This is a genomic window from Streptomyces sp. NPDC007025 (genome assembly GCF_042869455.1).
Taxonomy (GTDB): domain Bacteria; phylum Actinomycetota; class Actinomycetes; order Streptomycetales; family Streptomycetaceae; genus Streptomyces.
Genome location: NZ_JBIAFT010000001.1, coordinates 732400 through 759115 on the forward strand (window position 1 = coordinate 732400; position 26716 = coordinate 759115).

The 26716-nt window shown below is 74.7% G+C and carries 24 protein-coding genes; 10 read left to right on the forward strand and 14 right to left on the reverse strand.

Going from position 1 to position 26716, the window contains the following annotated elements; all coding sequences use genetic code 11:
- Positions 1–54 precede the first annotated feature (54 nt).
- From ACFYMO_RS03095 to ACFYMO_RS03105, 3 genes are all read left to right on the forward strand, one after another.
- Positions 55–846, forward strand: a complete 792-nt coding sequence (locus tag ACFYMO_RS03095; RefSeq protein ID WP_366770365.1) for an alpha/beta hydrolase — start codon at positions 55–57, stop codon at positions 844–846.
- A gap of 128 nt (positions 847–974) precedes the next feature.
- On the forward strand, positions 975–1241 hold the full coding sequence (locus ACFYMO_RS03100; RefSeq protein ID WP_366770364.1) for a hypothetical protein: 267 nt from the start codon (positions 975–977) through the stop codon (positions 1239–1241).
- 199 nt (positions 1242–1440) lie between these two features.
- On the forward strand, positions 1441–2472 hold the full coding sequence (locus ACFYMO_RS03105; RefSeq protein ID WP_366770363.1) for a glutathione S-transferase C-terminal domain-containing protein: 1032 nt from the start codon (positions 1441–1443) through the stop codon (positions 2470–2472).
- A 32-nt stretch (positions 2473–2504) separates the two neighbouring features.
- On the opposite strand, the gene ACFYMO_RS03110 is transcribed toward ACFYMO_RS03105, so the two are convergent.
- Entirely contained in the window at positions 2505–3059 is a 555-nt protein-coding gene (locus ACFYMO_RS03110) for a 2'-5' RNA ligase family protein (RefSeq protein WP_366770362.1), read from the reverse strand.
- A 29-nt stretch (positions 3060–3088) separates the two neighbouring features.
- Positions 3089–3457 carry a nuclear transport factor 2 family protein gene (locus ACFYMO_RS03115; RefSeq protein WP_366770361.1) on the reverse strand — a complete coding sequence of 123 codons (369 nt, stop codon included), beginning with the start codon at positions 3455–3457 and terminating at the stop codon, positions 3089–3091.
- A gap of 284 nt (positions 3458–3741) precedes the next feature.
- Here ACFYMO_RS03115 and ACFYMO_RS03120 point away from each other — a divergent pair, with 284 nt between their 5' ends.
- Positions 3742–5208 carry a membrane-associated oxidoreductase gene (locus tag ACFYMO_RS03120; protein ID WP_388543713.1) on the forward strand — a complete coding sequence of 489 codons (1467 nt, stop codon included), beginning with the start codon at positions 3742–3744 and terminating at the stop codon, positions 5206–5208.
- Between the two features lie 42 nt (positions 5209–5250).
- Here ACFYMO_RS03120 and ACFYMO_RS03125 read toward each other — a convergent pair whose 3' ends face one another.
- Together ACFYMO_RS03125 and ACFYMO_RS03130 are read right to left on the reverse strand one after the other, a co-directional pair.
- Positions 5251–6642 (reverse strand): NADP-dependent succinic semialdehyde dehydrogenase, encoded by a 1392-nt coding sequence (locus tag ACFYMO_RS03125; RefSeq protein WP_388543716.1) that lies wholly within the window; start codon positions 6640–6642, stop codon positions 5251–5253.
- A gap of 46 nt (positions 6643–6688) precedes the next feature.
- Positions 6689–6883, reverse strand: coding sequence for a hypothetical protein (locus ACFYMO_RS03130; protein WP_366770358.1), 195 nt, complete (start codon positions 6881–6883; stop codon positions 6689–6691).
- Positions 6884–7661: 778 nt separating this feature from the next.
- Here ACFYMO_RS03130 and gdhA point away from each other — a divergent pair.
- Positions 7662–9014, forward strand: coding sequence for an NADP-specific glutamate dehydrogenase (gene gdhA, locus ACFYMO_RS03135; RefSeq protein WP_366770537.1), 1353 nt, complete (start codon positions 7662–7664; stop codon positions 9012–9014).
- A 154-nt stretch (positions 9015–9168) separates the two neighbouring features.
- Here the strand turns inward: gdhA and ACFYMO_RS03140 are convergent, their stop codons facing one another.
- The 6 genes from ACFYMO_RS03140 to ACFYMO_RS03165 all read right to left on the reverse strand — a co-directional run bounded on the left by ACFYMO_RS03140 (position 9169) and on the right by ACFYMO_RS03165 (position 15739).
- On the reverse strand, positions 9169–10551 hold the full coding sequence (locus tag ACFYMO_RS03140) for a glutamate-cysteine ligase family protein (protein WP_388543719.1): 1383 nt from the start codon (positions 10549–10551) through the stop codon (positions 9169–9171).
- Between the two features lie 175 nt (positions 10552–10726).
- Positions 10727–11287: a hypothetical protein gene (locus ACFYMO_RS03145; protein WP_366770356.1), complete on the reverse strand. Its 561-nt coding sequence runs from the start codon at positions 11285–11287 to the stop codon at positions 10727–10729.
- A gap of 87 nt (positions 11288–11374) precedes the next feature.
- The gene (locus tag ACFYMO_RS03150) at positions 11375–12271 is read right to left on the reverse strand and encodes a 4Fe-4S domain-containing protein (RefSeq protein ID WP_366770355.1); all 897 of its coding nucleotides are present in this window, start codon (positions 12269–12271) and stop codon (positions 11375–11377) included.
- Between the two features lie 473 nt (positions 12272–12744).
- Complete coding sequence (locus ACFYMO_RS03155; protein ID WP_027759457.1) at positions 12745–13494, reverse strand: MIP/aquaporin family protein; 750 nt, start codon at positions 13492–13494, stop codon at positions 12745–12747.
- A gap of 267 nt (positions 13495–13761) precedes the next feature.
- A complete protein-coding gene (locus tag ACFYMO_RS03160; protein ID WP_388543724.1) occupies positions 13762–14523 on the reverse strand; it encodes a class I SAM-dependent methyltransferase in 762 nt (253 codons plus the stop codon).
- Between the two features lie 175 nt (positions 14524–14698).
- Positions 14699–15739, reverse strand: coding sequence for an NUDIX hydrolase (locus ACFYMO_RS03165; RefSeq protein WP_366770353.1), 1041 nt, complete (start codon positions 15737–15739; stop codon positions 14699–14701).
- Between the two features lie 244 nt (positions 15740–15983).
- Here ACFYMO_RS03165 and ACFYMO_RS03170 point away from each other — a divergent pair, with 244 nt between their 5' ends.
- From ACFYMO_RS03170 to ACFYMO_RS03190, 5 genes are all read left to right on the forward strand, one after another.
- Positions 15984–16514, forward strand: coding sequence for a hypothetical protein (locus tag ACFYMO_RS03170; protein WP_366770352.1), 531 nt, complete (start codon positions 15984–15986; stop codon positions 16512–16514).
- 113 nt (positions 16515–16627) lie between these two features.
- Positions 16628–17245, forward strand: a complete 618-nt coding sequence (locus tag ACFYMO_RS03175) for a DNA polymerase ligase N-terminal domain-containing protein (protein ID WP_366770351.1) — start codon at positions 16628–16630, stop codon at positions 17243–17245.
- Positions 17242–18255, forward strand: coding sequence for a non-homologous end-joining DNA ligase (gene ligD / locus ACFYMO_RS03180; protein WP_366770350.1), 1014 nt, complete (start codon positions 17242–17244; stop codon positions 18253–18255). The genes ACFYMO_RS03175 and ligD overlap by 4 nt, the downstream gene beginning before the upstream one ends.
- Positions 18256–18349: 94 nt before the next feature.
- Positions 18350–18964 (forward strand): DUF5709 domain-containing protein, encoded by a 615-nt coding sequence (locus ACFYMO_RS03185; protein ID WP_366770349.1) that lies wholly within the window; start codon positions 18350–18352, stop codon positions 18962–18964.
- A 262-nt stretch (positions 18965–19226) separates the two neighbouring features.
- Positions 19227–19844: a response regulator transcription factor gene (locus ACFYMO_RS03190; protein ID WP_366770348.1), complete on the forward strand. Its 618-nt coding sequence runs from the start codon at positions 19227–19229 to the stop codon at positions 19842–19844.
- Between the two features lie 80 nt (positions 19845–19924).
- On the opposite strand, the gene ACFYMO_RS03195 is transcribed toward ACFYMO_RS03190, so the two are convergent.
- Genes ACFYMO_RS03195 through lanKC form a run of 4 tightly spaced genes read right to left on the reverse strand, consistent with a single transcriptional unit; the run spans position 19925 to position 26616 of the window.
- On the reverse strand, positions 19925–21868 hold the full coding sequence (locus ACFYMO_RS03195; protein WP_366770347.1) for an ABC transporter ATP-binding protein: 1944 nt from the start codon (positions 21866–21868) through the stop codon (positions 19925–19927).
- Positions 21861–23690 carry an ABC transporter ATP-binding protein gene (locus ACFYMO_RS03200; RefSeq protein ID WP_366770346.1) on the reverse strand — a complete coding sequence of 610 codons (1830 nt, stop codon included), beginning with the start codon at positions 23688–23690 and terminating at the stop codon, positions 21861–21863. The genes ACFYMO_RS03195 and ACFYMO_RS03200 overlap by 8 nt, the downstream gene beginning before the upstream one ends.
- Before the next feature lie 4 nt (positions 23691–23694).
- A complete protein-coding gene (locus tag ACFYMO_RS03205; protein WP_019359195.1) occupies positions 23695–23817 on the reverse strand; it encodes a SapB/AmfS family lanthipeptide in 123 nt (40 codons plus the stop codon).
- Between the two features lie 36 nt (positions 23818–23853).
- Positions 23854–26616: a class III lanthionine synthetase LanKC gene (gene lanKC / locus ACFYMO_RS03210; protein ID WP_366770345.1), complete on the reverse strand. Its 2763-nt coding sequence runs from the start codon at positions 26614–26616 to the stop codon at positions 23854–23856.
- Positions 26617–26716: the final 100 nt, after the last annotated feature.

Below are 26716 nucleotides of genomic sequence, written 5' to 3' on the forward strand. Positions count from 1 at the left end.
CACCGGCTGCTGGTAGAAGTCGCAGCACAGCACCGCAGCCAGGAAGGGCCCGCCATGACCGTGCGCTTCACCACCTCGGCCGACGGCACCGGCATCGCCTTCGAGCAACTCGGGGACGGCCCGCCCGTCGTCCTGACCGGTGGCGCGCTCAGCACCCGGCACGAGGGCCTGCCGCTCGCCCGTGAACTGGCCGGCCTCGGACTCTCCGGGGTGGTCTACGACCGCCGGGGCAGAGGCGGGAGCGGCGACACCCCGCCCTACGCCCCCGCCCGGGAGGACGAGGACCTGGCCGCCGTCCTCGGAGCACTCGGCAGGGGAGCGGCGTGCGCCTTCGGCGTGTCGTCCGGTGCTCTGATCGCGCTCGGCGCGGCAGCGCGCACCGGCGCGGCCCTCGGCAGGCTCGTGCTCTTCGAACCGCCCTTCACCGGCGCCGTGGGACACCGCCAGGACCCGGCGCGCGCGGCCCGGCTCGCCGAGCTCCTCGACCGGGAGTGGCGCGCGGACGCCGTGGCGTACTTCCTGGGGGAGATCATCGGGCTGCCGCCGGAGTCCGTGGAGGGCGCCCGCCGCTCCCCGGCCTGGGGCGGTCTGACGAGAATCGCCCACACACTCCGCTACGACACCACGCTGCTCGGCGACGCCACCCTCCCGGCCGGCATCCTGACCGCTGTGCGGATCCCCGTGCTGGTCCTCTCCAGCGACGCCAGTACGCGGCTGCTCCAGGACGCCGCGCGTGCGGTGGCGGAGGCCCTGCCGTGCGGCGAGCACCGGACGGTGCCCGGGGCGTTCCACCAGGCACCCGCCGAGGCGCTGGCGCCGGTGGTGCGGGACTTCCTCGCCGCCTGAGCCGGTGTGTGCCGCGTCCGGCGCGTTAAGAGTTGCCCATGGCTTTCCCAACTCCGCCATGGCCGCGCCCCGTCGGGGGAAGCCACAGGCTGTCCGGTGAGCGGGGGCGAGCAACTCGGGGGTGCGGGATGGACAGCACGACGGCGAACGGCGGCCCGCGGTGCGCGGCGGCGGACCGGGCGGATCCGACACCGTGCGAGGGCAGGCCCACGGTCGTGACCGTCATCGACCGGAACGGAGCGCAGCACACCGGCTGCATCCACCACACGGCCCGGCTGCTGGCCAGTCTCGAAGGCGCCCGGTTGCATCCGTCCGCGGCCGTGCTTCCCTTCGCGTGCGAGGTGTACTGCCGCGCCGACCAGCTCCTCCCCTTTCCCTGGCAGCTCGGCCGCTGAAGAGGTGGGCATGTGCCGCGGCGGGCGGGGGTGCCGCGAGCCGCTCGGGGGCGCGCGGACTCCCCGGCGGGCGGGCCCGTCGCCCGCTGCGCACCGCATTCCTCACGCGTCGGTACTCGGCAACGGGACCGCCGGAGTGATGGGATGCGCTCGGACGGCCGGGGACTCCGCTGCCCCGGATTGCGGGAAGGAGACCGGGATGAGTACCGCTGCGGCCGGCGGCGACGCCGGGAACACCGAGTACGGCCGGAAGGCGTTCAAGAGGTCCAGGAGCCACTTCGCCGACCGGATCACAGCCGACGGGAGGGACGGCTGGCCCGTCGAGGCGGGCCGCTACCGGCTCGTGGTCAGCCGTGCGTGTCCCTGGGCGAGCCGGGCACTGGTCTCGCGCCGGCTGCTGGGCCTGGAGAACGCGCTCCCGCTGGCCGTCGCCGACCCGATCCAGGACGACCGGAGCTGGCGCTTCACGCTCGACCCCGGCGGCCGCGACCCGGTGCTCGGCATCCGCTTCCTGCACGAGGCGTACGACAAGCGCGAGACGGGCTACCCGGGCGGTGTCAGCGTGCCTGCCGTGGTGGACGTGCCCAGCGGCAAGCTGGTCACCAACGACTTCCAGCAGCTCACGCTCGACCTGGCCACCGAGTGGCGCGCGCTGCACCGGCCGGGCGCGCCCGACCTCTACCCGCGGGCCCGGCGCGAGGAGATCGACGAGGTGGCCCAGGGGATCTACCGGGACGTCAACAACGGTGTGTACCGCGCCGGGTTCGCCACCACGCAGCAGGAGTACGACGCCGCCTACGCGGACGTCTTCCGCCGCCTGGACCTGGTCTCGGAGCGGCTGCGGGACCAGCGCTACCTGGTCGGCGACACCCTCACCGAGGCGGACATCAGGCTGTTCACCACGCTCGTGCGGTTCGACGCCGTCTACCACGGCCATTTCAAGTGCAACCGCAACAAGCTGGAGCAGGATCCGGTGCTGTGGGCGTATGTGCGGGACCTCTACCAGACGCCCGGCTTCGGCGACACGGTCGACTTCGACCACATCAAGCGGCATTACTACGTCGTCCACACCGGCATCAACCCCACCTCGATCGTGCCCGCGGGGCCGGACCTGTCCGGCTGGCTGACCCCGCACCACCGCGAGCAGCTCGGCGGCCGCCCCTTCGGTGACGGCACCCCGCCAGGCCCCGTACCGGCGGGGGAGGAGATCCCGGCGGACCACCGGCCCTGAGGCCCGCCCGCGCCGGAGGGCCGCCGCCCGGCTCAGCCGCCCAGCGGGAAGCCGAGCCAGGGCAGCCAGCGGCCCTCCTCGTGGACGACCAGCTCGACGCGGCTCACCCGCGCGGTCACCGGCAGCTGTGCCGTCAGCTGTGCGGCGATCCGCCGGTGCACCCCGGGGCCGCCGCTGTTGGCGACCGTGAGGTGCGGCTCCACCGCGCCGAGGACACCGCCGTAGGGCGGATGCGAGGGCCAGCGGGCGGCCGCCGTCGCGGTCAGCGCGCGCAGCGGGGCAGCAGGTTCGGGCACCAGGTGCAGCACGCCGGGGAAGGAGCCGCAGTGGCCGAACGTGACCGTGAAGGGCCGGTGCCGGGCGTACAGCGCTGCCAGCGCCGCTCGCTGGGGACCGCGTATCCGATCGCGGTGCAGAAAGGGGAACAGCACCGTCAGATGTGCTGTTCCCCCGTTCCGCGCGGCCGTGTCGTAGCGGGCGCGCCAGCCGCGGACCAGCGGGTCCACCTCCGGCAGCAGCACGCTCAGCGCCGTCGTACCGGACGCGACGGGCCAGTCCCCGCCGGAATCCCGCGTCCCCGTGTCCATCCGGGCACCGTAGCCCGCCGCCCGGGGTTTCAGGCGCCGGGCACCCGGTCCAGGAAGCCCTTGACCGATGCGATGCGGCCGTCGTCGGCCAGCGTGAGCACGTCGGACCCCGCCGCGGGAGCCGAGCCGTCGGCCGTGACGACCAGCTCCCAGGAGAACCGGGCGATGTCGTGGTGCCCGTCGACCGCCCCCGTCAGCCGGAACGTGCAGCCGGGGAACTGCTCCTGGGCGGCCCGGATGGTCGCGGTCAGCTCCGGGTGGCCGATGGCCTGCGCCAGAGGGTCGGTGTAGCTGCCCTCCTCGGTCCACGCCGCGGCCACGGCCGCGGCCAGGCTCGCCGCGTCCGGTGCGTTCCAGGCGGCGAAGTAGCGGTCCACAGCGGCTTCGTAGGTGTTCATGGTGCATCGTCCCCTCGTCGTGTGCCGCCCGCCGGTGTGCTCCGGCGGAGCGATGTCATGACTGTGCCCCGGCGCCGGGTACCCGGTCGATGACGCGCGGGGTAATGCGGGGTGCCGCGGTGGGCACCGGTGGGTCCGGCCGCGGACGGGCCGGGTGACCGGCCCGGGACGGACGCCGCCGGGCCGGGCAGCACGTCCGGCGCCCGCCGGACGCGGTGACCGCCGGACTCGGCGGCGCCGGAACGCGGTTGACGGACGCCCGGCGTGCGGGAAGAGTCCCCCGCGTGGAGATCGACGAACTGACGGGACCGGAGCGGCGGGTGTGGGAGGCGTTTCCCCGGGGGCGGACCGTGGATCTCTCCGCGGCCGCCGAGCGGTCGGTACGGGCCCGGGTGCTGCGGGCCCTGCTGCTGACGTCCCCCGCCGAGGACGGGGAAATCCCCGCCCTGCGGCTGCGCGGCACCCGGATCACCGGCGAGTTCAATCTGCACTCCGGGGCGGTCAGGGCCCCGGTGTCGCTGCGGGAGTGCGTGTTCGAGGAGACTCCGGTGCTCTACGGCGCCGAGTTCCGGCAACTCTCCCTGAGCGGCTGCCGGATGCCGGGGCTGTGGGCGGCGACGCTGCGGGTGGCCGGTGCGCTGCGGCTCAACGACTGCCGGGTACCGGGGTCGGTGGGCCTGTCCGGAGCGCGGATCGGGGGTGCCCTCTTCCTGGACCGCGCGGAGCTGGGCACCCGGGCCACCGCCGGGGAACCGGAAGCTGCGGCGGCCGAGCGCGAAGGCGGCAGCCTCAAGCTGGACCACGCCACCGTCGGCGAGGACCTGCAGGCCACGCGGCTGACGGTGCACGGGCGGACCCGCCTGGACGGGCTGACGGTGGCCGGACTCGTCCGGCTCGACGGCGCCCGGCTGCTGTACCCCGGCGGCGGCAACACCGCGCTCCACGCCGAGACCCTCACGGTCGGTACCGATCTGCACGCCATGCGGCTGCACGCCGAGGGCCGGGTCAATCTGCGCGGGGCCACCGTGCCGGGGCAGCTCAACCTCGCCTACGCCCGGCTCTCCAACCCGGGCGGGGTCGCGCTGCGGGCCAGCAGCTGCACGGCGGCCGAGTTCTGGCTCCGCGACGCGCCGCCCGTCCAGGGCACCGTCAATCTGCGCCGGGCCCGGTTCGAACTGCTGCACATACGTCCCGAGGTGTGGCCCGCGCAGGTGCAGCTGGACGGGCTGACCTACACCGCGCTCACCCCCGTCCTCCCGGCCGCCGACCGGCTCCGGGTGCTCGCCCGCGAGGCGGACGGCTATGTGCCTTTTGCCTACGAGCAGTTGGCCACCGCCTACCGGCACATCGGGGACGACGCGGCGGCGCGCACCGTGCAACTCGCCAAGGAGCGCCGCCACCGGGCCACCCGGCCGCTCTACGGACGACTGTGGGGCCATCTGCAGGACGCGACCGTCGGCTACGGTTTCCGCCCCATGCGGGCGGCCGGGTGGCTGGTCGGCCTGCTGCTGGTGGGCGCGCTCGCCTACGGGCTGCATCCGCCGCGCCCGCTCAAGGCGGACGAGGCGCCGGAGTTCAACCCCCTCGCCTACGCACTCGACCTGCTGTTGCCCGTCGTCGACTTCGGGCAGGAGAAGTCCTATGCGCCGGAGGGCGGCTATCAGTGGCTCGCCTACCTGCTCGTCGTGGCGGGCTGGGTGCTGGCCACGACGTTCGTGACGGGCGTCAACCGCGCGGTGACGCGGAACTGAGCGCGGCGTCCGCGGCCCCTGTCCCGGGAGGTGCGCTCCGGGTCAGGGACCGCGCCAGACGGTCGTCGCGTTGCAGAACTCGCGGATGCCGTGCCCGGCCAGCTCCCGGCCGTAGCCGGAGCGCTTCACCCCGCCGAAGGGCAGTGCCGGATGCGAGGCGGTCATCCCGTTGAAGAAGACCCCACCCGCCTCCAGGTCCTGGACGAAACGGTCCGCCTCGCACTCGTCCCGCGTCCACACATTCGAACTGAGCCCGAACGGCGTGTCGTTGGCGAGTTTCACCGCCTCCTCCAGGTTCGCCACCCGGTAGAGGGTCGCCACCGGGCCGAACGTCTCCTCGCGGTGGATGCGCATCTGCGCGGTGACACCCGTGAGCACGGTCGGCTCGTAGTAGAAGCCCTGCTCCAGTCCCTGCGGCCGACGGCCCCCGCACAGCGCCTGCGCCCCCTGGGCCAGCGCGTCGGTGACCAGTTCCTCCAGGTCCTCGCGGCCCCGGGCGCCGGAGAGCGGGCCGACGTCGGTGCCCTGATCCATGGGATCGCCCACGGTCAGCCCCAGCATGCCTGCCGTGAACCGCTGGGCGAACACGTCGAACACGTCGGTGTGGACGAGGAAGCGCTTGGCGGCGATGCACGACTGCCCGTTGTTCTGCACCCGCGCGGTCACCGCGGTGCGCGCGGCGGCCTCGACGTCGGCCGACGGCATCACGACGAAGGGGTCGCTGCCCCCGAGTTCGAGGACGGATTTCTTGATCTCGTCGCCCGCCACCGAGGCAATCGCACGCCCCGCGCCCTCGCTGCCCGTCAGCGTCGCCGCGACCACGCGCGGGTCGCGCAGCACCGCCTCGACGGCGCCGGAGGAGATCAGCAGCGTCTGGAAGCAGCCCCGCGCGAAGCCCGCCCGGTGGAAGAGATCACCCAGGTAGAGCGCGGTCTGCGGCACGTTCGAGGCGTGCTTGAGCAGCCCGACGTTGCCTGCCATCAGCGCGGGCGCCGCGAACCTGACGACCTGCCAGAGGGGGAAGTTCCACGGCATGACTGCCAGCACCGGCCCCAGCGGCCGGTAGCGCACCTCGGCCCGCACCGCTCCGGAGTCCGCCACGTCCTCCGGGGCCGGGTACTCGGGGGCCAGCAGTTCCTCGGCGTTCCGGGCGTACCAGCGCATGGCCCTGACACACTTGGCCGCCTCGGCGCGGGCGGCGGCCAGCGGCTTGCCCATCTCCGTCGTCATGACGCGGGCGACACCGTCCGCCTCCCGCTCCAGCAGGTCCGCGGCCGCGTTCAGCAGCCGGGCCCGCTCCTCGAACGTGGTGGTGCGGTAGCCGCGGAAGGCGGCGTCCGCATCCGCGAGGCGCTGCTCCACCTCGTCGGCGGAGAGCGGATCGAATGTCTTGACGGTCGAGCCGTCGGCGGGGTTCACCGTGGCGATGGGCATGGCCACCTCTCAGCCGTGGGCCCGGCGGGACCGGGCGGCGGGATCGTCAGGGCTCCGTCGCCGGAGGCACGTCCTCGGGGTCGTAGTCGTCGACCCCGGTCTCGACCCGTTCCTGTTCCGTACGCCGGGCCAGCGCCTCGTCGTCCGGCTTCTCCGGCATTCCGCCGTGCGTCCGGCGCTCCTCGGGCCCGCGGACCTGGTCGGGCTCGTTGCCTTCCTGGTCCGGTCGGCGTTTGGACATCTGCCGCTCCTCACCTTGAGCAGGTGTGTTCCTGGCACCCCCACTCCAGGGGACACCCTTCCGGCGGGTCGCACCAAGCGGAGCCGCCGGCGCGCTCCCGGTGCCGAGCCGGGCACGGTCGGTGGCCGGTGATGGCCGGGTGATGGCGGGTGGCCGGTGGTGGCCCCGGACGGGGCGCACGCGGACACCGCTGCGCTGTGGGCCGGCCCGCGCGCCGGTCGGGGTGCGCCCCACTCTCCCCCTTCGGCAGGTGGCTGCTCCTGGGTGCGCGTCCGCGTGTCGGGGGAGTGCGGCTACGGGCCGCCGCGCGGCCCGGGGCGGACACCGGTCCTCCACGACGGCCCGGCCGCGTCCGGCGGATCTCGACGGTCCGGGTAGGCTCCCTGCCGCCGCCGCCGTACCGCCGGGACGGGCCGTGCACCGGACACGTCCGCCGCCGCCTCCGGTACGGCCGTCTCCCCGCCGCACGGGGGGCGGTCCGGGAGCGCGCGCCGCCGGGTCTCCCACTCGCCCGCGACCCGGACGGGGATCGGGCACCCGCCGCCGGTGCAACCGGTGGCCGGGCAGCCCGCGCGCGATCGCCGCCGCGCGCACGCGAGTTCGGCCGAAGGTGCGCCGGCCGCCCGTCGGTCCGCCCCGGGCGCACCCGGGTCGGCCGGGAGCGCCCGGCCGCCCGCGAGAGTGTTTCTCGCCACTCGCGAGCCTGACTCGTGGCAGCCGAACGTACCCTCGTCACCAGCCTGCCCCGGAGGGCCGGGCGGCCGTGCGAGCGACGAGGATGATGTCCGTGGATGCCAGCAGCCGTGTCGAAGCGGTGTACGCCGAGGTTCTGCGCCGGAACCCCGGAGAGCCCGAGTTCCACCAGGCCGTGCGGGAGGTGCTGCACAGCCTGGAGCCGGTGCTGCGCAAGTGCCCCCAGTACGCGGACGCGAACCTGGTGGAGCGGCTGGTGGAGCCCGAGCGGCAGGTCATCTTCCGGGTGCCGTGGACGGACGACGCGGGCGAGGTGCACGTCAACCGCGGCTACCGGGTCCAGTTCAGCAGCGCGCTGGGTCCGTACAAGGGCGGACTGCGCTTCGTGCCGCAGCTGTCGCTGGGCACTGTGAAGTTCCTCGCCTTCGAGCAGATCTTCAAGAACGCGCTGACCGGGCTGGGCATCGGCGCGGGCAAGGGCGGCGCCGACTTCGACCCCAAGGGGCGCAGCGACGCGGAGGTCATGCGCTTCTGTCAGTCCTTCATGACGGAGCTGCACCGGCACCTCGGTGAGCACACCGACGTACCCGCGGGCGACATCAACGTCGGCGCCCGCGAAATCGGCTACCTGTTCGGCCAGTACAAGCGGCTGGCCAACCGCTACGAGGCGGGCGTGCTCACCGGCAAGGGCATCGGCTGGGGCGGCTCCTACGCCCGCACCGAGGCCACCGGATACGGCACCGTCCACTTCGTCCAGGAGATGCTCGGCACCCGCGGTGAGGAGCTGGACGGGCTCCGGGTCGTCCTCTCCGGCTCCGGCAACGTCTCCCTCTTCGCAGTCGAGAAGGCCCAGGCCCTCGGCGCTCAGGTCGTGGCCTGCTCCGACTCCTCCGGCTATGTGGTGGACGAGGCGGGACTCGACCTCGACCTGCTCAAGGAGATCAAGCTGGAGCGCCGCGGCCGGCTGGACACCTACGCCGAGGCACGCGCCGGGGCCCGGTTCAGCAGCCGCGGCTCGGTCTACGACGTGCCCTGCGACGTCGCCCTGCCGTGCGCCACGCAGAACGAACTCCGTGAGGAGCACGCGGTCGGCCTCGTCAAGAACGGGGTCAAGGTCGTCGCCGAGGGCGCCAACATGCCCTGCACCCCCGACGCGGTGGCCGTGCTGCGCGAGGCTGGCGTCCGCTACGGCCCGGGCAAGGCCGCCAACGCGGGCGGCGTCGCCACCTCCGCGCTGGAGATGCGGCAGAACGCCGCCCGCGAATCCTGGACGTTCTCGGAGGCCGAGTCGCGGCTCGCCGTGGTGATGCGGGGAATCCACGCCGACTGCGTCACCGCTGCGGACGAGTTCGGCACCCCCGACGACTACGTGCTGGGCGCCAACGCCGCGGGGTTCCTCCGGGTCGCCGAGGCGATGCGCGACCAGGGCGTGGTGTAGCGCCCCGCGGAGCAGTCCCGGGCCGGTACCGTCCGCGGGCTCCCGCCCGCGGTCCGGACCGGCCCGGCGTACGCGGCGCCGCAGCGCGGGGCGCGCCGAAACACCCGCCGGCTCCGTGTTCCGGAGCGTCGCCCGCTCGCTGTGGGAGCCGGAATCACCCGGGGATGCGGTGCCGCGCGATGTGGCGCGCCGGGAACGTGGCCGGATCCTCGCGCAGCCGGTCGAGAGTGCGCTGCGCGAAGGTGACGCCGCAGGCGGCGACTTCCTGTAGCGGAGCCAGGAATTCCAGGGCCTCCGGGCGCTCGGCGCCCTCGGCGATCCGCGCCCGCAGGCCGGTCTCGCTCAGCCGCAGCAGCTCGGCCGCCACCTCCCGTACCGGACGGCCCGCCAGCCGGGCGGCCGTTCCGCGGCGGGCGATGTCGCGGACCGCCGCGCGATGCTCGGCCGCGCCGATCCCGCGCAGCAGTTCCCAGGCCGCGGCGCGGGACGGTGGGTGATAGCACAGCCCGGTCCAGAACGCGGGCGCCGCGCAGAGGGCACCGTAAGGCGGGCCGTCCACCGCGCGCAGCTCCAGCGTCTCGCGCAGCCGTACGTCCGAGAAGATCTGCGACAGATGGGCCCGCCAGTCCTCGGGCCCCGGCCGACTCCCGTCCCCGAAGCCCTCCCGCAGCAGCGTGCCGAACGGCTCCGGTGGCGCGGCGCACCGGCCGCCGTCCGGCGACTCGCGGTGGATCATCGGAAGACCCAGTGCCCAGTCGATGAACGCCTCCACGTCCACGTCCTCGCGCAACAGCGTCGGGACGACCCCGGTGCGCGCCGGATCGGTCCGGCTGAGGTAGTCCATGCGCCGCGACAGCCACCCGCACGGACGGCCCCCCTCCAGCGGCGCGTTGACGAACAGGGCCGCCGCCGGGGTGGAGGCGGCCGACAGCATCCGCAGTTTCTCCGCCAGATCCGCGGGCCCGCCGTAGTCGAGCGACACCTGCGTCGAGAGGGCCAGCGACATCACCTGCACCCCGGCGGAGCCGGGCGGGCCCAGCCCCTCGAAGTGGCGCTGCATCACCGGGGTCCGCGAGTGCGGCACCCAGGGCACCTCGGCGGGCGCCGTGAACGGGTACTGTGCACCGGGCACCAGCGCGAAGCCGAACCGTCCGGCCGTCGCGGCCAGTCCGCGCAGCGCCCGGTCGGTCACCTCGGCGAGTTCGGCGACGCTCGCGCACGGCGGGGAGGAGTACTCGACCGCACCGCCGTGCTCCAACGAGACCGAGCCGCCCCCCGCCAGCCGCACACCCACCAGCGCCCCGCGGTCGTACTGGGGCACCGCTCCGGGCCGGTCGGCGGCGAGCCGCTCCAGCAGGGCGCGGACCCCGCCCGGTCCGGCGTACGGCGCCGCGCGGCCGGTGGCCGGGTCCAGTGCCGCCGCCTCCACCTCGATCCCGACCAGGCCGCGACCGGCCGCGCCCGCGCCGGTCTGCCGCGCGAAGACCGCCCGCAGCTCCGCTCGGGAGAGGGACGGCGGGACGGGGGCGGGAGCCATGACGCACCTCGAAGCGGATCGGTCGGCATCGGTCCGGGACGCAGGAAACGGAACCATCCCGCCGTCCCGGGCGCCGGGTACCCCGGCGTACGGCCGTGACAGGTGACCCCTTCGGCCCACGTCCGCGCCCGCCGGCACCGGCGCCTGCCCGTGGTCCCCGCGGCGTCCGCCCGCCTCACACCAGCCAGGCGCCCGCGGTGACCGCACCGCACGCGGCGCCCGCGGCCGTCTGCGCCACCGTGTGGTACTCCAGCACGATCCGGGACCAGCACACCGCCACCACCAGCGGGCAGGCCAGCAGCCACCAGGGGGAGTGCACCACGGCCGCCATCGCCACCACCGACGCGGCCACCGCCGAGTCCACGCTGATCTTCCAGACGGTGTTCACCGCCAGCAGGCACACCGTCATCGCCCACAGCGCCACCATCGCGACCAGGATGTCGCGGGGGGCCCGCCCCAGCACCATCACCAGCGCGCCCACCCCCACCGAGCCGAGGATCACCACGAAGATCGGCAGCCGCTGGGTGCGGTCCACCACGTGCCGGTCGCCCCAGGTGCCCCGCCTGCGCTCCCACTCGATGTAGGAGGCCGGGACCAGGCCAGCGCACAGCGCCGCGAACAGCCCCCAGGGCGCGCCCGTCCAGTCCCCCGCGGCGGCCACCCCCAGCCCGGTCAGTCCCACCAGCAGCGCGTTGCGGGGCTGCAGGACATCGGTGACCAGGCGTGCGGCTCTCACGGTGCGGCTCCTCGCGGGGCAGGGGTGCCGCAGGAGGCGCGGCGGGCGCCACTACCGTAGCGGGGCGCCCGGATTGCGGGCCGGGCGCTACCACCGTACGGCGGTGAAGTCGACGGGCCGCGGCCGCAGGGTGGCGGTGCGCTCCGCCAGCCGCCGCAGGCGCCGCCCCATCTCCTCCGGGGGCAGCCGCTTGCGCCCGCCGTGTCCGGGCAGCAGCCATGTGAAGCGCAGCTCATCCGCCACCGAGGCCAGCGAGGCGGCGAGTTCCTCGATGGAGTACCAGGTGACGCTCTGCGCGACCTCCAGGTCCTCCAGGGTCCGTGCCCAGTAGAAGCTGTCCCCGCTGAAGCAGTAGCGCTCGTCGGCCAGGTACAGGACGCTGCCGCGGGTGTGGCCCGGCAGCGGGACGGCGACGACACCCTCGCCGATCCCGGTGGGTGCCCGGCCGCGCAGCACCCGGTCGGCGTCCGGGGCCGCGTCCAGGTCTCCCTCGTGGATCCACAGCCGGGCATCCAGCCGGTCGGCCCAGCGCCGGCCGTGCGCCGCGTGGTCCCGGTGGGTGAGCAGCACGTCGGTGATGCGGCGGTCCGCCGTCCAGCGGCGGGCGAGCGGCTCGCCGAAGCGCGGGGTGTCGACCATCATCCAGTGCCCCGAGGGACGCCGCAGCAGGTAGGAGTTGGCACCGGCGGTGCGGGGCGAGTTGTGTCCGCACAGCAGCACATTCTCGTCGAGCGGCAGCGGGAACGGGTCGGGTTCCGCCGGGTCGAACCGGCCGCCCGGCGGGCGGATCGACCGGGTGTGGCAGGCCAGCGCGGCGGCCCGCAACTGGGCGGTCTCGGCCGGGTTCTGCGGCTGCCGGACGATCTCGGAGCGGCCCGGTGCGGCGCGGACGAGCCCGGGGGCGAGCTGGCGGGCCACGTCGCAGTCGGTGCAGCGCTGGTCGACGTACCAGCCGGCGGACCCGGCCTCGGCGGTGCTCTCCATGGGAATTCCCTCCTGGCGGCGCGCACGCCGGGTGCGCCGCGCCCGGGCGTGCCGCGGTTGCCGGCACGTCCCCACCAGGACAACCCGCGAACGGGCGGGAGCGAAAGGGCGCATCCTCCGTCCCCCGCCCCGGGCGCGGCGGCTTCGCGCCGCTGCCCGCACCGGGTTTCGCCGGGCGGTGTGCTCAGCGCCAGGTGATGCGGTCCGCCTCGGGCGGCCGGATCGGTTCCTCTGGTGTCGAGTGCTTCTTGAGGCAGTCCGTGAACGCGGCCAGGTCCGGGTGGCGGGCTTCCGCCCCGCCACCCGGACCGATCAAAGCGCCCGCGCACCGTTCCCTGCCGGGCCGCATCGCCCGGGTGCCACCCGGAGGAGTGGCACCCGGGCGTGGTGTGCGCCTCAGCGGGGCCGTCGCCGGTACGGTCCGGGCCGGGATTCCCGCGCCAACCACCTTTGTCGCGGCGCCGGCTCGGGTCCTACGCCGGATAGGCCAGGTAGAGAAGGGCTGCCAGGACGGCACCGAGCAGCGGACCGACGACAGGGACCCAGGAGTAGGCCCAGTCGGCCTTGCCTTTGCCCTTTATGGGCAGCACGAACGCGTAGGCGAGCCGCGGACCGAGGTCGCGGGCCGGGTTGATGGCGTAGCCGGTCGGCCCGCCGAGCGAGGTGCCGATCACCAGCACGACGAAGGCGACGCCGGCGTATCCCAGGGCGGAGTTGCCGAAGTCGGGTATGCCTCCCTCACCGGGACCGGGCTTGAAAGTCGGGGAGAAGAGGATGAAGGCGATCAGGACGAAGGTGCCCAGCACCTCGGTGACGGTGTTCCAGAAGCTGTTGCGGATGGTCGGCGCCGTGGAGAACACGCCGAGTGTGCCCGCCGGATCGTCGTGGTGGTCGAACTGCAGCTTGTAGGTGGCCCAGCACAGCACCGCGCCGATGACACCGCCGAGCAGCTGCGCCAGCATGTACACGGGGACGTCCGACCAGTCGGTCTTGTCGGCGACGGCGAGGGCGAGTGTGACCGCGGGGTTGAGATGCGCGCCACTGGGCGCCGCGACGCTGGCGCCGGTGAAGACCGCGAACCCCCAGCCGATGTTGATGAAGAGTATGCCCCCGCCGTTCCCGTTCGTTCTCCGCAGCGCGTGGTTGGCGACAACCCCGGTGCCCAGCATGACCAGTACCGCGGTCCCCAGCAGTTCCCACAAGAAGATCGAGCCCGCGCTCATCCGCTACCTCCACAACGTCGCGGCTCAACACGCCGCGCTCTCGGCGGCGATGGGCGCGCACCCTACTGGCACATCAGTGCGCTGCTCCAGGGAGGCGACGGAGAATTCCCTGCGAAGACGCGGTATTCCCGCGACGGATGAGGCGGTGCGGAAGCCCCCGGGCACACCGCGCCGAGTGCCGGGCGCGTCCGCCGGGGACCGGACGTCGCTCCGGGAGGCGGGACCTCCGGACGGAGCGCCGCGGCGCGGGGCGCCGTGCCGTCCGGGTCAGTCGCGGTGCGCCACCAGCAGGTCCACCACGTACACCTCCTCCACCCGCTCGTCCGGGAAGAGCGCGCGCAGCCGGGTCCGTTCGGCGTCCAGGAAGTCCCGGGTCGCCTGCTCGGGCATGACCAGGAACCCTGAGTGGCTGGCCAGATTGCCCAGATGGATGTCGAGCGGGACGGTGCGGCTCCACCGGGTGTGCCGGTGGGACAGCCGGAGCCCGTCGAGGCCGGCCCTGCGGAGCGCGCCGTGGTCGCCGACCTGGTTCAGGGGCGGGGAGGAGACGCCTGTGTGGCGGGTGATGCGCTCCGCCTGGGCGCCGATCCAGGGCACGTCGTGGGCGGTGAGGTTCCACCAGACGACGAGCGATCCGCCCGGACGCAGCACGCGCATGGCCTCGGGGACCGCCCGGTACGGCTCCGCCCAGTGCCATGCCTGCGCGTAGGTGACCAGGTCGCGGGTCCCGTCCGCGAGGGGCAGCGCGTTGGCGTCCCCGCGCACCAGGGGCACCTCCGGCAGGCTCTTGCGGAACCACGCGGCCATACCCTCGCCGGGCTCCACCGCGACGACGTCGGCGCCGCGTTGCACGAGCTGCGCGGTGGAGATGCCGGTGCCCGCCCCCACATCGGCGATCCGGGCTCCCGCCAGGGGCGTCACCGAGAGCTCCTCGACCAGTTCGAACAGCGCGGGTGGGTAGAACGGCCGGAATGCGGCGTAGCGGTCGGGCGCCGTGTTGAACGACATCGCTCGGGATATTGGGGTCACCGGCCCATCCTGCCCGCCACCGGCCCGCCTATTACCGGGTTCCGGACCGGTCGTGCAGGGCCGTCGCACCGCTGTGTGCGGTTGTGGTGCGACGGAGCTCCGCACCGGCCCGGGCCCGCGCGCCGCTCCGGGAGCCGGGCGGTTCGGCGGTGTGCGCTGCGGGTCGCTGCCGCGCTCACCGCTGCGGCGGCAGCCCCAGGGCGCGGTCCGGCGCTCCGCGGGTCCGGCCGGGCGCGCTGCTCAGCAGGCGGGTCTCGTGCGGAGGGAGGAACCGGGCGGCGTCGTCGGGGGCGAGCCAGTGGCCGACGGTGCGGTGCAACGGGACGAGCGTATGGGCTTCGAACAGGTGGGCCAGCAGGGTGCGGCCCCCCGAGGGGCACAGCGTGCTGTCGACGGCCAGCAGCCGCCCCACGGTGAGTCCCGCCGCATCGCCCAGATGGGTGTTCAGGGCCCGCGCCGCGCTTGCCGCGGGGGTCTCCGTCGCCGTCACCAGGGCTCCGGGCAGTCGACAGGGCGCACCCCCGCCCCAGGCGTCCCCGGTCTCGTCGGCGTCGAGCACGAGAATCCGGCCCGCCGCGTCCGTGACCAGCGCCGCGGCGGCCACCGCCGGCCCGGGCAGCAGGGCGCGGCGGTCGCCTTCGTCGAGGGGGGCCGGGTGGCCGTCCAGCAGGTGTGCCGTGTGGGCGCCGTGCTCGGCGGCGAGGGCGGCGGCGGTGCGGCGCCGCAACCGCTCGGGCAGCCTGGCCAGCGCCTCGTTCGGGGGAAGGAAGACGGCAGCGCGCAGCTCGTCCTGCTGCAACCGCAGGTCGTGCGCGCTCACCGGGTGCGGGAAGTGGACGGCGTACACGCAGGCGGTGAGCGCCCGGCCGTAGACCGCGGCGGGGACGTTGTCGACGGCGAGCAGCCGCCCGACGCGCAGCGCGGGGGGCTGCAGTTCCTCCCGGAGCTCCCGCACCAGGCCGTCGACCAGTCCCTCGTCGTCGACCATGCCGCCGGGCAGATCCCAGTCCGCCTTGTAGACCGGGTCGACCACCAGGAGGTCGCCGCGTTCGTCGCGGATCACCGCGTCCACGGCGGCGGCCGGCGCCGGGTGCGCGGCGAGGTAGGCGGCCAGCTCGTCCTGGGGGAGCGGCGCTGTCGCGGTGGCGGGTGCCCCGAGGGCCGGGGTGGACGCGGGTGCGGTGGTGGTGGCAGGCGTACGGGGTGTCGACGTCATGCGGCCCTCCTCGTGTCCGGTGGCGGAGGCGGGCCGGAACGGTGCCCGTGCCTCCAGCGAAGTCAACTGACCCGCCGCCGAATTGGGTACGCCGCTCGTTCGGCTCAGCCGGCGGCGCCGCCAATCGGGTCTCCGGGCTGCTCAACGGATAAAAGGTGCATATGGTGGCCATTCGGCGGAGGCGGTCGGCGAGGCGTTGCGAGCCGCACCGCACCGGTACCGGACGACGAGGGGAAGCGCGACGGTGAGCGAACAACTGAGCGGCGAGCTGGGCGGGAGCGGGGCCGCGGCCCCCGGCACGGCCACCCGCGCGCACGTCCGGGTACGACAGGGCCCGGGCAGCGTGCGCGAGGCCGCGCCGCGGTCCGCGCACCCCGTCGTGCGGATCTTCGAGGACGCCGCGCGGGCCGTGCCCGGCTATCCGCTCACCCCCCTGGTGACCGACGAGTTCTGCGTACTGATCGGCCCGGGCAACGCCTCCACCATGATCGCCGTCTATTTCGACGACGTGGCCACGCTCTGGGTGGACCAGTACATGTGGAGCGAGTACGAGTGGTCCGACCTGGACATGGGCGAGCTGGGCTTCCTGGCCGAGGCCGTGGCGGCCGTGCAGCGCGGGGACGGCGCCGTGCACTTCCGGGAGGACGACGGCCGCCTCGTCCACCTCGGAGGCCGGGTGGGCAACCACGTCATCGGCCCCGGCGGCGTCCATCCGCCGCCGATCACCCTGCCCCTCATCCCGTGGGCGACCCAGCTCGGCCCCGCGCCCCGCTGACCGGCTCCCGGCTGCGGTCCCGCACACCCCGCGCCACAGTGGAACCCGGGGCGCCGCGCGGTGTGCCCCGCGGCGGAAGCCGAGCAGCACCGGCACGGATTCGAGGACCAGGCATGAGCGGCGACGACGACGTGCTGCGGACCTACCGCGGCAAGCGGCGCTTCGGCCGGACGGCGGAGCCCGCGGGCGGGCCGCCGGAGGGCGGCGGCGAACCGCGTTACGTGGTGCAGATCCACGACGCGAGACGGCTGCACTTCGACTTCCGGCTGGAGTGGGACGGCGTGCTCAAGTCCTGGTCGGTGCCCAAGGGTCCCTCCACGGACCCGCACGACAAGCGGCTGGCCATGCCCACCGAGGACCATCCGCTGGAGTACCGCACCTTCGAGGGCGTCATCCCGGCGGGAGAGTACGGCGCCGGGCCGGTCATCGTCTGGGACGAGGGCACCTACGAGCCGCTCTCCCGCGACTTCGGCAGGGCCCTCGAGAAGGGGCACATCTCCTTCCGCACCCACGGCGGCAAGCTGCGCGGCGACTGGGCCCTCTCCCGCTTCCGCGGCGGGGAGGACGGTGAGCGCGAGGCGTGGCTCCTGGTCAAGAAGAACGACCGGCACGCCTCCGCGCGCGGGACACCCGATCCGTGGCGCGTCCGCTCGGCGCGCAGCGACCGCACTCTCAAGCAGGTCGCCCGGGAGGCGCCCGAGGAGTGGACCCGGGAGGGCGGCCGGTCATGAACGGTCTGCCGGACTCGCTCCCCGAGGGGCAGCGCGCGCTGCTGCGCCCGGCGCCCCCGGGCGCTGAGCTGGCCGGGCGGCCCATGCTCGCGGAGCCGAGCGACCGCCGGGACTTCCCCGCCGGCCGCTGGATCTTCGAACGCAAGCTCGACGGAGTGCGGATGCTGGCGGTCCGGGAGCACGGCCGGGAGCGGCTGCTCTCCCGGACGGGGCGGCGCATGGCGGAGACCTGGCCGGAGATCGCCGACGCGCTCGCCGCCCAGAGCTGCTCGGACTTCACCGTCGACGGCGAGATCGTCGCTCTCGTGCGCGGCCGCACCGACTTCGCCCGGCTCCAGCAGCGCATGCAACTGAGCACCGCCCGGCGGGCCAGGGCCAGCGGCGTGGCCGTCACCTACTACGTGTTCGACCTGCTGCGGCTCGACGGCACGGATCTGACCAGGCTCCCGCTGCGCACCCGCAAATCGCTGCTGCGCCGGACCCTGGAGTTCGGCGGCCCGCTGCGCTTCACCACCCACCGCAACGAGGGCGGCGGACGGCTGCTGGAGGAGGCGTGCGCCCGCGGCTGGGAGGGCCTGATCGCCAAGCGGGCCGACGGGCGGTACCTGCCGCGCCGCTCACCCGACTGGCTCAAGCTCAAGTGCACCGGCGGCCAGGAGTTCGTCGTCGGCGGCTTCACCGAGCCCGCCGGTACCCGGGAGGGCTTCGGCGCGCTGCTGCTGGGCCACTACGAGAACGGCGCGCTGCGCTACGCGGGCAAGGCCGGCACCGGTTACGACCGGGGCACCCTGCTGTCCTTGCGCCGCGCGCTCGACCGGCTGGCGGCGGAGCGCTCCCCGTTCGCCGACCCGGTCCGCGAGCGCGGCGTGCACTGGGTGCAGCCGCGCCTGGTGGCGCAGATCGGCTTCACCGAGTGGACACGCGACGGAATGCTGCGGCATCCCCGTTTCCTGGGCCTGCGCGACGACAAGGATCCCGGGGACGTCGTCCGGGAGCGGCCCGGCCGCTGACCGGCCGGACTCCGGCGCGTCCGGGGATGCGGCCGCTGCGTAGCCGCGGTGTCCCGGGGGTACCCGCCGTGGGTCCCCACGAGAGGAGGCCGCCATGACGGGAGACGGCAGGGACATCCCCGCGGAGGAGGGCGTCACCATCGAGGACGCCGCCGAGTTGCGGCCCGGGCCCGTGCCGGGCCGGGAGCCGGGCGAGCGTCTGGAGCGCGGCCACTGGCAACCGCCCGTGGAATCCGATCCTCCACCGCGCGTCGCCGGGGAGGACAGCGGCGGATTCGACACCTCGTTCCTGACCCCGCAGGCCGAGGCCGAGCAGGAGCACGCGCGACCCGCCGACCCGGGCGCCGAACCCGAGGACGAGGGCATCCCCGACTTGCAGGACGGTGCGCCGATGCAGCAGCGGTCCAGCGACCCGCAGCAGGAGTCGGTGCCCGGTGACACCCCGACCGCCGTGACGCGTGCCGCTCCCACCCCGTCGGAGATGCGCGCGGGCGAGTCGCTGGACGAGCGGCTCGCGGAGGAGGAGCCCGAGGAGTCCGAGCGGAAGGTGGTCTCCGGCCTGCCCGACGCTCTCGCGGGGGCGCTCCGCGCCGACCTCGAGGCGGCGCCGCCCCGTCGGCAGGACGTCTACGGCCGGGAGGCGGGGGAGAACGAGGGGCTGTCCCCCGAGGAGCGCGCACTGCGGACGGTGGACGAGGACGAGATGTGAGCCGGGGCCGGACGGCACCACGGCGGGATCGGGCGGAGGCGGCACCCGGGGCGGTACGCGGCAGGAGACGGAGCGGGGCATGGGGCGTACGGTCTGCGTCCGCACGCTAAATGCGCCCCCTAACGCGCCCCCCATAACACATCGCACACGTTTGGTCTCAATGTGTGGCCAAAACTGTGCGCCTCTTCGCTCCTATGAGCTTGTATGTATGGAGTTGCGCCTGTCATCCGTGAGGCGATCAGGCATCTAGGGGGGACCAAGAGTGATCCGGGTACTGCTGGTGCACGATGTCCGCATACTCCGCTGCGCGTTGGCCGCTCTGGTCGGCCGGGAGCCCGACATGGCCATCGAGGCCGCACCCGCCAAGGACGCGATGCGGCTGGCACGGACGCTGACCGCCGACGTCTGCATCGTGGACGCCGATGTGACCAAACGGTCGCCGCTGGACGAACTGGCGGGGTTCTCCCGGACGGGAGCCGCTCGGACCGCCGACGCGGCCCAGCGGCTGCTGGTCCTGGTGAGCCAGCACTGCCCGGGCGCCCTGCGCCGGGCGCTGGACGTGGGAGCCCGCGGATTCGTGTGCAAGGACGCGCTCCCCGAGCAACTGGTGACCGGCATACGAAGAGTCGCCGCCGGCGAGCGCTTCGTCGACAACGCGCTCGCCGGCACCTTCTTACGCGCCTCGGAGGCCCCACTGAGCGAACGGGAGCTGACCGTGCTCTCGGCGGCGGCCGAAGGCGCGTCCGTCGGCGAGATCGCCCGGCATCTGGGGCTCTCCACCGGCACCGTGCGCAACTACATGTCCGCCATCACGCGGAAGACGGGCGCACGCAACCGGGTGGACGCCATCCGCATCTCCCAGGGAGCCGGCTGGCTCTGAGAGGGTGCCGGCGCGCGGGGAGCGCCGTCCGCTCCCCGCGGCGGCACGCCGGTGCCGCCGCACCCGAGGGGACCGTGCCGTCACACCCGCGAGGGCGGAGCCCAGCCCGCCGCCAGGTCGCGGTAGAGCCTTGAGAGCTCCAGCAGCTCGGCATGGGTCCCGCAGCACGTGTGTTCGCCGTCCAGCACCAGCACCCGGTCGGCGCGGAGAGCCGAACTGATCCGGTGCGCGATCACCACCAGCGCCCCGCCGCGCCGGATGAAGGCGCGCTCGGCCACCTCCTCGGCGGCGGGGTCCAGCTGACTGCCCGCCTCGTCCAGGACGACCAGCGGGGCCGGCGACAGATAGGAGCGGGCCAGCGCGATCTGCTGCCGCTCACCCGCCGAGAGCGCCGCCGGATCCACCGGCCCGTCGAGCCCGCCCAGCCGCCGCACGAGCGCGTCCGCCCCCACCGCCTCGGCGGCGCCGAGCAGCGCCGGTCCCGGCACGGCGGCGCCGTCCGGCAGCAGACAGCACAGGTTCTCCCGCACGCTGCCGGTGAAGACGTACGACTCCTGCGGGATCAGCACCCGTTGCTCCACCGCCGGAGGCAACCGGCGGGCCGGTTGCGGAGCCTCCTCCGGCAGCGGCGACAGGGCCGGCCTGCCGTGCAGCCTGATCTCGCCGCTCGACGGCCGCAGCACTCCGGCCACCAGCAGTGCCAGTGTGGACTTGCCCGCCCCGCTGGGGCCGACGACCGCCAGCCGGCCATTCGCGGGGACCGTCAGATCGAGGCCGGCGAGTACCGGCTCGGCCGCCGGGCCGTAGGCGAAGGTGACTCTCCGCAGCTCCAGCGCGGGAGCCGCGTCGCCTTCCGCGCCGCCGGACGCGGCCGCCGCGCGGGCACCGGGCACGCCCGGCGCCCGCGGGCCGGGCACCGGGGTGCGCGGCGTGTCGGGATCGGGCTCCGGGGCTCCGTCCCGCAGCCGGCCGATCACCACCGCGAAGCGCGCACCGGCGCCGCCCAGGCCGTGCACCAGGCTCTGCAGCGCGGGCAGCAGCGCCTGGGTGAGGTAGGTGAGCGCCCCGGCCAGCGCCCCGGCGCTCACGCCCTGCCGCAGCAGCCACGGGGTGAGCACCAGCAGCAGCACCACGGGCAGCCGCCCGCCCAGTCCCAGTGCCAGCGCCCGGGCCACCCCCCAGTACGCGAGCGCGTCGGCCGCCCGCCGCTCCACCGCCACTTTCTCCACCACGGACCGCCGCACCCGCTCCTGGGCCCCGCACGCGGTCACGTCCCGCAGCGCGCGCACCGTCGTGCCCGCCTCCCGCGCCAGTTCCTCGTCCGCCACCAGGAAGTCCCGCTGCCGGCGGGCGAGCGGCCGCAGGGTCCCGGCGAACACCGCGAGCCCGGCCACCAGCGGCGGTACGACGACCAGCAGCAGCACCGGCGCCAGCGCCAGGAGCCCGGAGACCGCGCCGATCAGGGTGAAGAGGAACGAGCGCGAGACCATCACCAGCCCCGCGAAGCTGTCCCGGGCGATCTCCACTTGGTGCGTCAGCCGGGAGACGACACCGGTGCCCGCGGCGTCGTCCGCGGCCCGCCCCGGGGCCCCGGCCGCGGCCACGGCCTCGTACAGCCCGCGGCCCACCACGCGGCGCACCAGTTCGTCCCGCAGCGGTTCGGCGAGCGCCGCGACCTGCCGGTAGACCCGTGCCGTGCCCCAGGCCCCGGCGAGCAGCCCGGCGGCGGCGACGCCCAGCCACCCCAGACCCACGGCCGCCCGGCCCGCCAGGAAACCGTCGTCCAGGGCCCGTGCGAGCGCGAATCCCAGCGCGAAGGTGTGTGCCGCCTCCAGCACCGACCAGCCCGCCAGCGCCAGCAGCACCCGTGGCCGCCGCAGCAGGAAGTGTGCCCCGGCCCGCCCGAGCCCGCGCGGCGCCCGGTGTCGGCCGCCCGCCCGCCGGTGCGGCGCCTGCCGGTCCGCGGCTCCGGTGCCGACCGCCTCCACCGGAGCCCCGGGGCGTGCCGCCGCGGGCTCAGTCATCGTCGCTCCCGCTGCCGAAGAGGGAACGGTAGCCGGGCAGTTCCCACAGCTGCCGGTGCGGAGCAAGCGCACGGATCCGGCCACCGTCCAGCCAGGCGGTCAGGTCCGCGCGGGCGGCGGTCGAGGCGCGGTGCGCGACGACCAGCCGGGTGCGCCCCCCGCCCCTCCCGCCCGCGTCCGCCAGCGCCCGGGTGACCTTCCACTCGGTCACCGTGTCCAGGCTGGAGGTGGCGTCGTCCAGCACGAGCACCCGGCCGTCCTGGGCGAGCGCGCGGGCCAGGCCCAGCCGCTGGATCTCGCCGCCGGAGAGCGGGGCCTGTGCGCAGGGCGTGCCGTAGCCGTGCGGCAGGGTACGGACGAACCCGTCGGCGCAGGCCGCGCGGGCCGCCGCACGGACCCGGGCCTCGCGTCCCTCGTGTCCGGCGGGGATCCCGGCGGAGAGCGCTTCGCCGACCGTGGAGCCGAACAGCACCGGGCGTTCGAAGGCGAATCCGACGGCCTGCCGCAGGGCCGCCGGATCCAGTTCGGCCAGGTCGGTACCGTCCAGCAGCACCTGCCCGGCCTCCGGTTCGGCGAGCCGCCCGGCGACGGCCGCCAGCAGCGACTTGCCCGCTCCCGACCGGCCGACCACGGCGACCGTGGCGCCGCCGGGCACCACCAGGTCCACGTCGTGCAGCACCGGCTCACCCGCGTACGAAGCGCGCACACCGCGCAGTTCCAGCCGTCCCGGCCGACGGCCCGCGGTGTGCTCCGGGGCCGCCCGGTGCCCTGTCGCCATGGCGGGCACCTCCAGGACCTCCGCCAGCCGCCGTGCCGCGGTACGGCCGCGCACCAGCGCGTTGAGCTGGCCGACGAGAGTGCCGACGCCCGCCGCCAGCACCGCGTACCGGGCGGCCGCCACCAGACCGCCCACGCTCAGCGCCCCCTGGCCCAGCAGCAGTCCGCCGACCGCGACCACCGCGACCTGGAGCAGCGGCACCAGCACGGCGGCCTGTGCGGTCGCCCGGCCCTGCACGTGCCACATCCGGTGGCCGTGTGCGGACAGTCGGGCCAGTGGTTCCAGTACCCGGTCCCGTTCACGTTCGCGCAGGCCGCCGGCCGCGATGGTGCGGGCTCCGGTCAGTGCCTCCACGAGCCGCCCGGCGAGCTGCGCCTGGGTCTCCTGGTAGCGGGTCACGCAGTCGGTCGAGGTGCGGGAGAACGCGCGCAGCAGCAGCACCAGCAGCGGGGTGCCGGCGAGGAAGACCGCCGCGAGCCGCAGGTCGAGCAGCGCGAGTGCCGCGAGTGCACCCACCGGGGTGACCAGCGCGGCCAGCGCGGAGGCGACGCTGCCGGGTGCCGTGCCCGCGTGCGCGGCGTTTCCGGTGCAGCGGGTGACCAGGTCCCCGTGGCTGAAGCGGCCCGCACGGTGCGGTCCCACCGCCAGCAGATGGCCGGCCAGCCGCGTGCGCAGCCCGGCTGTGGTGCGGGAGTTGAGCGTGCCGGTCAGCACCGCGTCGGCCGCGTCCAACGCCACCGAGACGGCGGTCAGCGCTGCGCAGCAGGCGAGCCAGCGGCCCGCCGCGGCGCCGTCGGCCGCCTCGCCGGCCAGCAGCAGATCGAGGGTGCGGCCGAGGGCCGCGGGCAGCGCCAGCGCGGCGAGCGCAGCCCCGGTCGCCGTGGCGAACAGCGCGAGGGTGCGCCACAGGTGCGGCCGTCCCGCGGCGAGCAGCAGCCGGTCGGCGGGGGCGTGGCAGGCCGGGCCGGCCGGCTGCCCGGAGACAGGGGAGTGCCCCCGGGCGGGGGCAGAACCCCGCCCGGGAGCACTGGGTGCGTGAGTCACCCGGTCACAGGCACAGGAGCGCGCTGTGGGAGCTGAGCTTGTCGCACAGGAGCAGGCTGGCGCTGCTGTCGTCGCCGCCGCCGGTGCGCTCCTCGGGCTCCATGGTCTGCAGGTCCAGAAGGGCCATGATGTTTCCTTCCCTATCGGGGTGTTGGGTTGTGTGTTACAGGGACGGTTGTGCTTCGGTACGGCCCCCGCCCCGGAGGCCGGTCTGTGGGCCGCCGGGCGCCGACGCGCTGTGGCGCGCGGCCGGCCCGGGCGGCGGTGTGGCGCTGCGGTGCGCCGGTGGTGCCAGGAACGGCAGGCTCGGCGGCGTCCCCCCGGCTGCGTTGCCGACGGCGGCACCCGTGGCGAGCAGGCAGCCCGCGGTGCCGGTCGCCAGGTCCATCGACAGCCGCATCATCTGGTCGCCCGGGAAGGCGAGGCCTCCCTGGTACGTCATCCCGTACCAGCCGAGCTCGGTGAGCTGCGCCCGCCGGTCGGCCTCGGTGACACCGGGCGCGGTGGTCCGGCTGAGGTGCAGCAGCATCCCGGCCCGGCCCTGGAAGAGCCCGGGCTGCGCGTAGTAGCGCATCCGTGCCGCGGGCAGGATGCCCTCCCGCGCGGTCGCGAAGCCCTCGTGGTCCGGCCGGTGGCCCAGGAAGTCGTCGAGCACCATGCCGATGCCCACGCTGCCCGCACCCAGGTAGGGCATCACCCGGCTGCCCTCGTCGACCTGCCAGGTCCCCGCGCTGTCCCGGACGCAGTGCGCCAGGTCGCGGGCGAGCGCGCGGTCGGCCAGGTCGAGCAGCGCGGGGTCGCCGCCGTGCCTCTCGTACAGCCGCAGGAACAGCAGCGCGGACCCGGTGGCACCGTGCAGCAGCCCGGCCCGGTTGACGCCCCGGGTGCCGTCGTCGGGTTCGTCCAGCCGCCGCGCCAGCAGCCGGGCGGCTTCGAGGGCGGCCGAGTGCAGCCGCTGCTCACCGGTGTCGTCCGAGAGCTGCTCCAGTGCGAGACCGAGACCGGCGAGGCCGCCGTGCAGGGAGCTGCCCAGCCGCTGCCACTTCTCGTCCAGCACCCGCTCGGTCAGCTCCAGCGCCCGTTTGGTGTGGCCGAAGCGGGCCAGTACGCAGGCGACTCCGGGCAGTCCGTCGTAGAGCCCCAGCGGGGTGCCGCGCGGCGGGGGGTCGGTGTGCCGCAGCAGCCACTCCTCGCCCTCCGGGAAGCGGGCGGCGCCCGTCTCCGCGAGCGCGTGCAGCACTCCGGCGGCGCCGTGCGCCAGACCGAGCCCTCCGCCGTCGTTGAACTGCGCCACGTCGCCCGGGAAGAGCCGGTCGTCGCGCTCGGGAGTGGCCGAGGCGAGGATCGCCCGCACCATCGCGTCCCGGGCCGACGGCCAGTCGCCGGGTGCGGGTGCCGCGGGAGCCCGGGTGCTGCGGGGCATGGCGGTGCCGGTGCCGGCGGCCGTGCCCTCGATGGTGGCGACGGCCTCGGCCAGGAACCCCGGCGGGATGCCGGGGAACTGCTCGGCGGCGATCTCGGCCAGGTGCGCCGCCTTGGCCCGGTCGACCGCCAGCAGCGTCGTCATCGGGACGAACAGCGCGAGCCGCAGGCACGCCAGTGCGTAGCGGTCGATCTCGTAGCGGGTGCGGTCGGCCGGGGCGATGAATCCGGGGTGCGCGACGATCTGGCGCGGGTCGTCCTCGGCGGGTGCGGCCGCCTCGAAGTCCAGCAGCGCGACGGACTGCTCGTCGGGCGCCACCATGATGTTGAACATGTGCAGGTCGTTGAAGACGATGCCCCGCTCGTGCACCGCCGCGACGGCGTCCTCCACCAGCCGGTGCATGCGCAGCGCCCACTCGGTGTGCCGGGCGAGAGCTTCCGGGCCGGGGTCGGAGCTCAGCAGCGGATGGCGTCTGGCGAAGAAGGAGTTGAGGGTCTGCCCCGCCAGCTCCTCCATCACCAGGAACCGGTGCCCGTCCAGCTCGAACCAGTCCCGGACTGCCGGTACCACCGGCAGTCCGGCGAGCCGGTCGAGTGCGGCCTTCTCGCGCTCCAGCCGCGCCACCGCGTCGGCGCCGTCGGCGGCGAGTCCGGCGTGCGGCCGTGCCTCCTTGAGCACGACCCGGCTCCCGTCCCGGGTGTCGACGCCGCCGTACACGCCACCGCCGTTGGAGAAGTGCAGCGCCCGCTCGATCCGGTAGGGCAGCTCCTGGACGGTGGCCGCGTCGCGCGCCGCCAGTTCCGGCCGGAGGAAGGCGGGCAGCGTCACCCCGTCGGGCACCCGGAACGCGGGGTCCTTGCGGTCCGGGACGAGCCGACCGTCGGCGTCCTCCACCGCCGGTACGAGCCTGCCCTGGCCGTCGACGCAGAAGCGCGGCGCGAAGCCGCCGTAGCGGACGTACAGCGGTCCGGTGCGCCAGCGCAGATCCGTCAGGATGTACGGCCCCGGCCGGCCCGCCAGGCTCTCGTCCAGCTCGCGCAGAATGCTCTCGAGCTGTGTCTCGTCGGCCGGGTATATCGTGGCGAATTTACCGCTCGTGCCGCGCCCGGCGTATTTGGCGTTGCGCAGGTACAGGAGGGTGCGGTGCGGCACGAATTTGAAGGGAATTCCGCGGGGTACGCAGTGGTCCCAGATCGCCGTGCCGATCTCGTCCGCGTTGTCGAGAGTCGCCGAGGCGTGAATCTTCCAGCCTTGCAGCGGGAATTCTCCCGCCACCGGACGCAGCTCCAACCAGTCGCCCGACCGGGTCTGCCGCCAGCCGGCGGGGACGGGTCGGCTCGCTACCGGGAATGCGCCCGGATCAGCGGAACGGTCGGCGGCCGACTCGTCGGACCGCCTTCCCGCATCGTCCGTCGCGGTGCGTGACGCGGAGTCCGACAAGCGGTCTGGTGTTTCGTAGAAATACGGGTCCGCGAGACAGAATATCTCGTACCGCTTGTCCATCGTTCCCCTCCCCTCGGAAGCACGGATCAAGCGTGCAGCATGTGTGAGGGGAATGTGTAGTCAGTTCTGTCACGAACGTGATGTGAGGAACGCACGGGTA

Excerpts from the sequence above, each read along its gene's own strand:
- lanKC (WP_366770345.1), bottom strand. The coding sequence starts at position 26,616 with ATGGACAAGCGGTACGAGATATTCTGTCTCGCGGACCCGTATTTCTAC.
- ACFYMO_RS03155 (WP_027759457.1), bottom strand. The coding sequence starts at position 13,494 with ATGAGCGCGGGCTCGATCTTCTTGTGGGAACTGCTGGGGACCGCGGTA.
- ACFYMO_RS03100 (WP_366770364.1), top strand. The coding sequence starts at position 975 with ATGGACAGCACGACGGCGAACGGCGGCCCGCGGTGCGCGGCGGCGGAC.
- ACFYMO_RS03095 (WP_366770365.1), top strand. The coding sequence starts at position 55 with ATGACCGTGCGCTTCACCACCTCGGCCGACGGCACCGGCATCGCCTTC.
- ACFYMO_RS03105 (WP_366770363.1), top strand. The coding sequence starts at position 1,441 with ATGAGTACCGCTGCGGCCGGCGGCGACGCCGGGAACACCGAGTACGGC.
- ACFYMO_RS03110 (WP_366770362.1), bottom strand. The coding sequence starts at position 3,059 with ATGGACACGGGGACGCGGGATTCCGGCGGGGACTGGCCCGTCGCGTCC.
- ACFYMO_RS03165 (WP_366770353.1), bottom strand. The coding sequence starts at position 15,739 with ATGACGTCGACACCCCGTACGCCTGCCACCACCACCGCACCCGCGTCC.
- ACFYMO_RS03150 (WP_366770355.1), bottom strand. The coding sequence starts at position 12,271 with ATGGAGAGCACCGCCGAGGCCGGGTCCGCCGGCTGGTACGTCGACCAG.
- ACFYMO_RS03125 (WP_388543716.1), bottom strand. The coding sequence starts at position 6,642 with ATGCCCATCGCCACGGTGAACCCCGCCGACGGCTCGACCGTCAAGACA.
- ACFYMO_RS03185 (WP_366770349.1), top strand. The coding sequence starts at position 18,350 with ATGACGGGAGACGGCAGGGACATCCCCGCGGAGGAGGGCGTCACCATC.
- ACFYMO_RS03175 (WP_366770351.1), top strand. The coding sequence starts at position 16,628 with ATGAGCGGCGACGACGACGTGCTGCGGACCTACCGCGGCAAGCGGCGC.
- ligD (WP_366770350.1), top strand. The coding sequence starts at position 17,242 with ATGAACGGTCTGCCGGACTCGCTCCCCGAGGGGCAGCGCGCGCTGCTG.
- ACFYMO_RS03130 (WP_366770358.1), bottom strand. The coding sequence starts at position 6,883 with ATGTCCAAACGCCGACCGGACCAGGAAGGCAACGAGCCCGACCAGGTC.
- ACFYMO_RS03115 (WP_366770361.1), bottom strand. The coding sequence starts at position 3,457 with ATGAACACCTACGAAGCCGCTGTGGACCGCTACTTCGCCGCCTGGAAC.
- ACFYMO_RS03205 (WP_019359195.1), bottom strand. The coding sequence starts at position 23,817 with ATGGCCCTTCTGGACCTGCAGACCATGGAGCCCGAGGAGCGCACCGGC.
- ACFYMO_RS03140 (WP_388543719.1), bottom strand. The coding sequence starts at position 10,551 with ATGGCTCCCGCCCCCGTCCCGCCGTCCCTCTCCCGAGCGGAGCTGCGG.
- gdhA (WP_366770537.1), top strand. The coding sequence starts at position 7,662 with ATGATGTCCGTGGATGCCAGCAGCCGTGTCGAAGCGGTGTACGCCGAG.
- ACFYMO_RS03195 (WP_366770347.1), bottom strand. The coding sequence starts at position 21,868 with ATGACTGAGCCCGCGGCGGCACGCCCCGGGGCTCCGGTGGAGGCGGTC.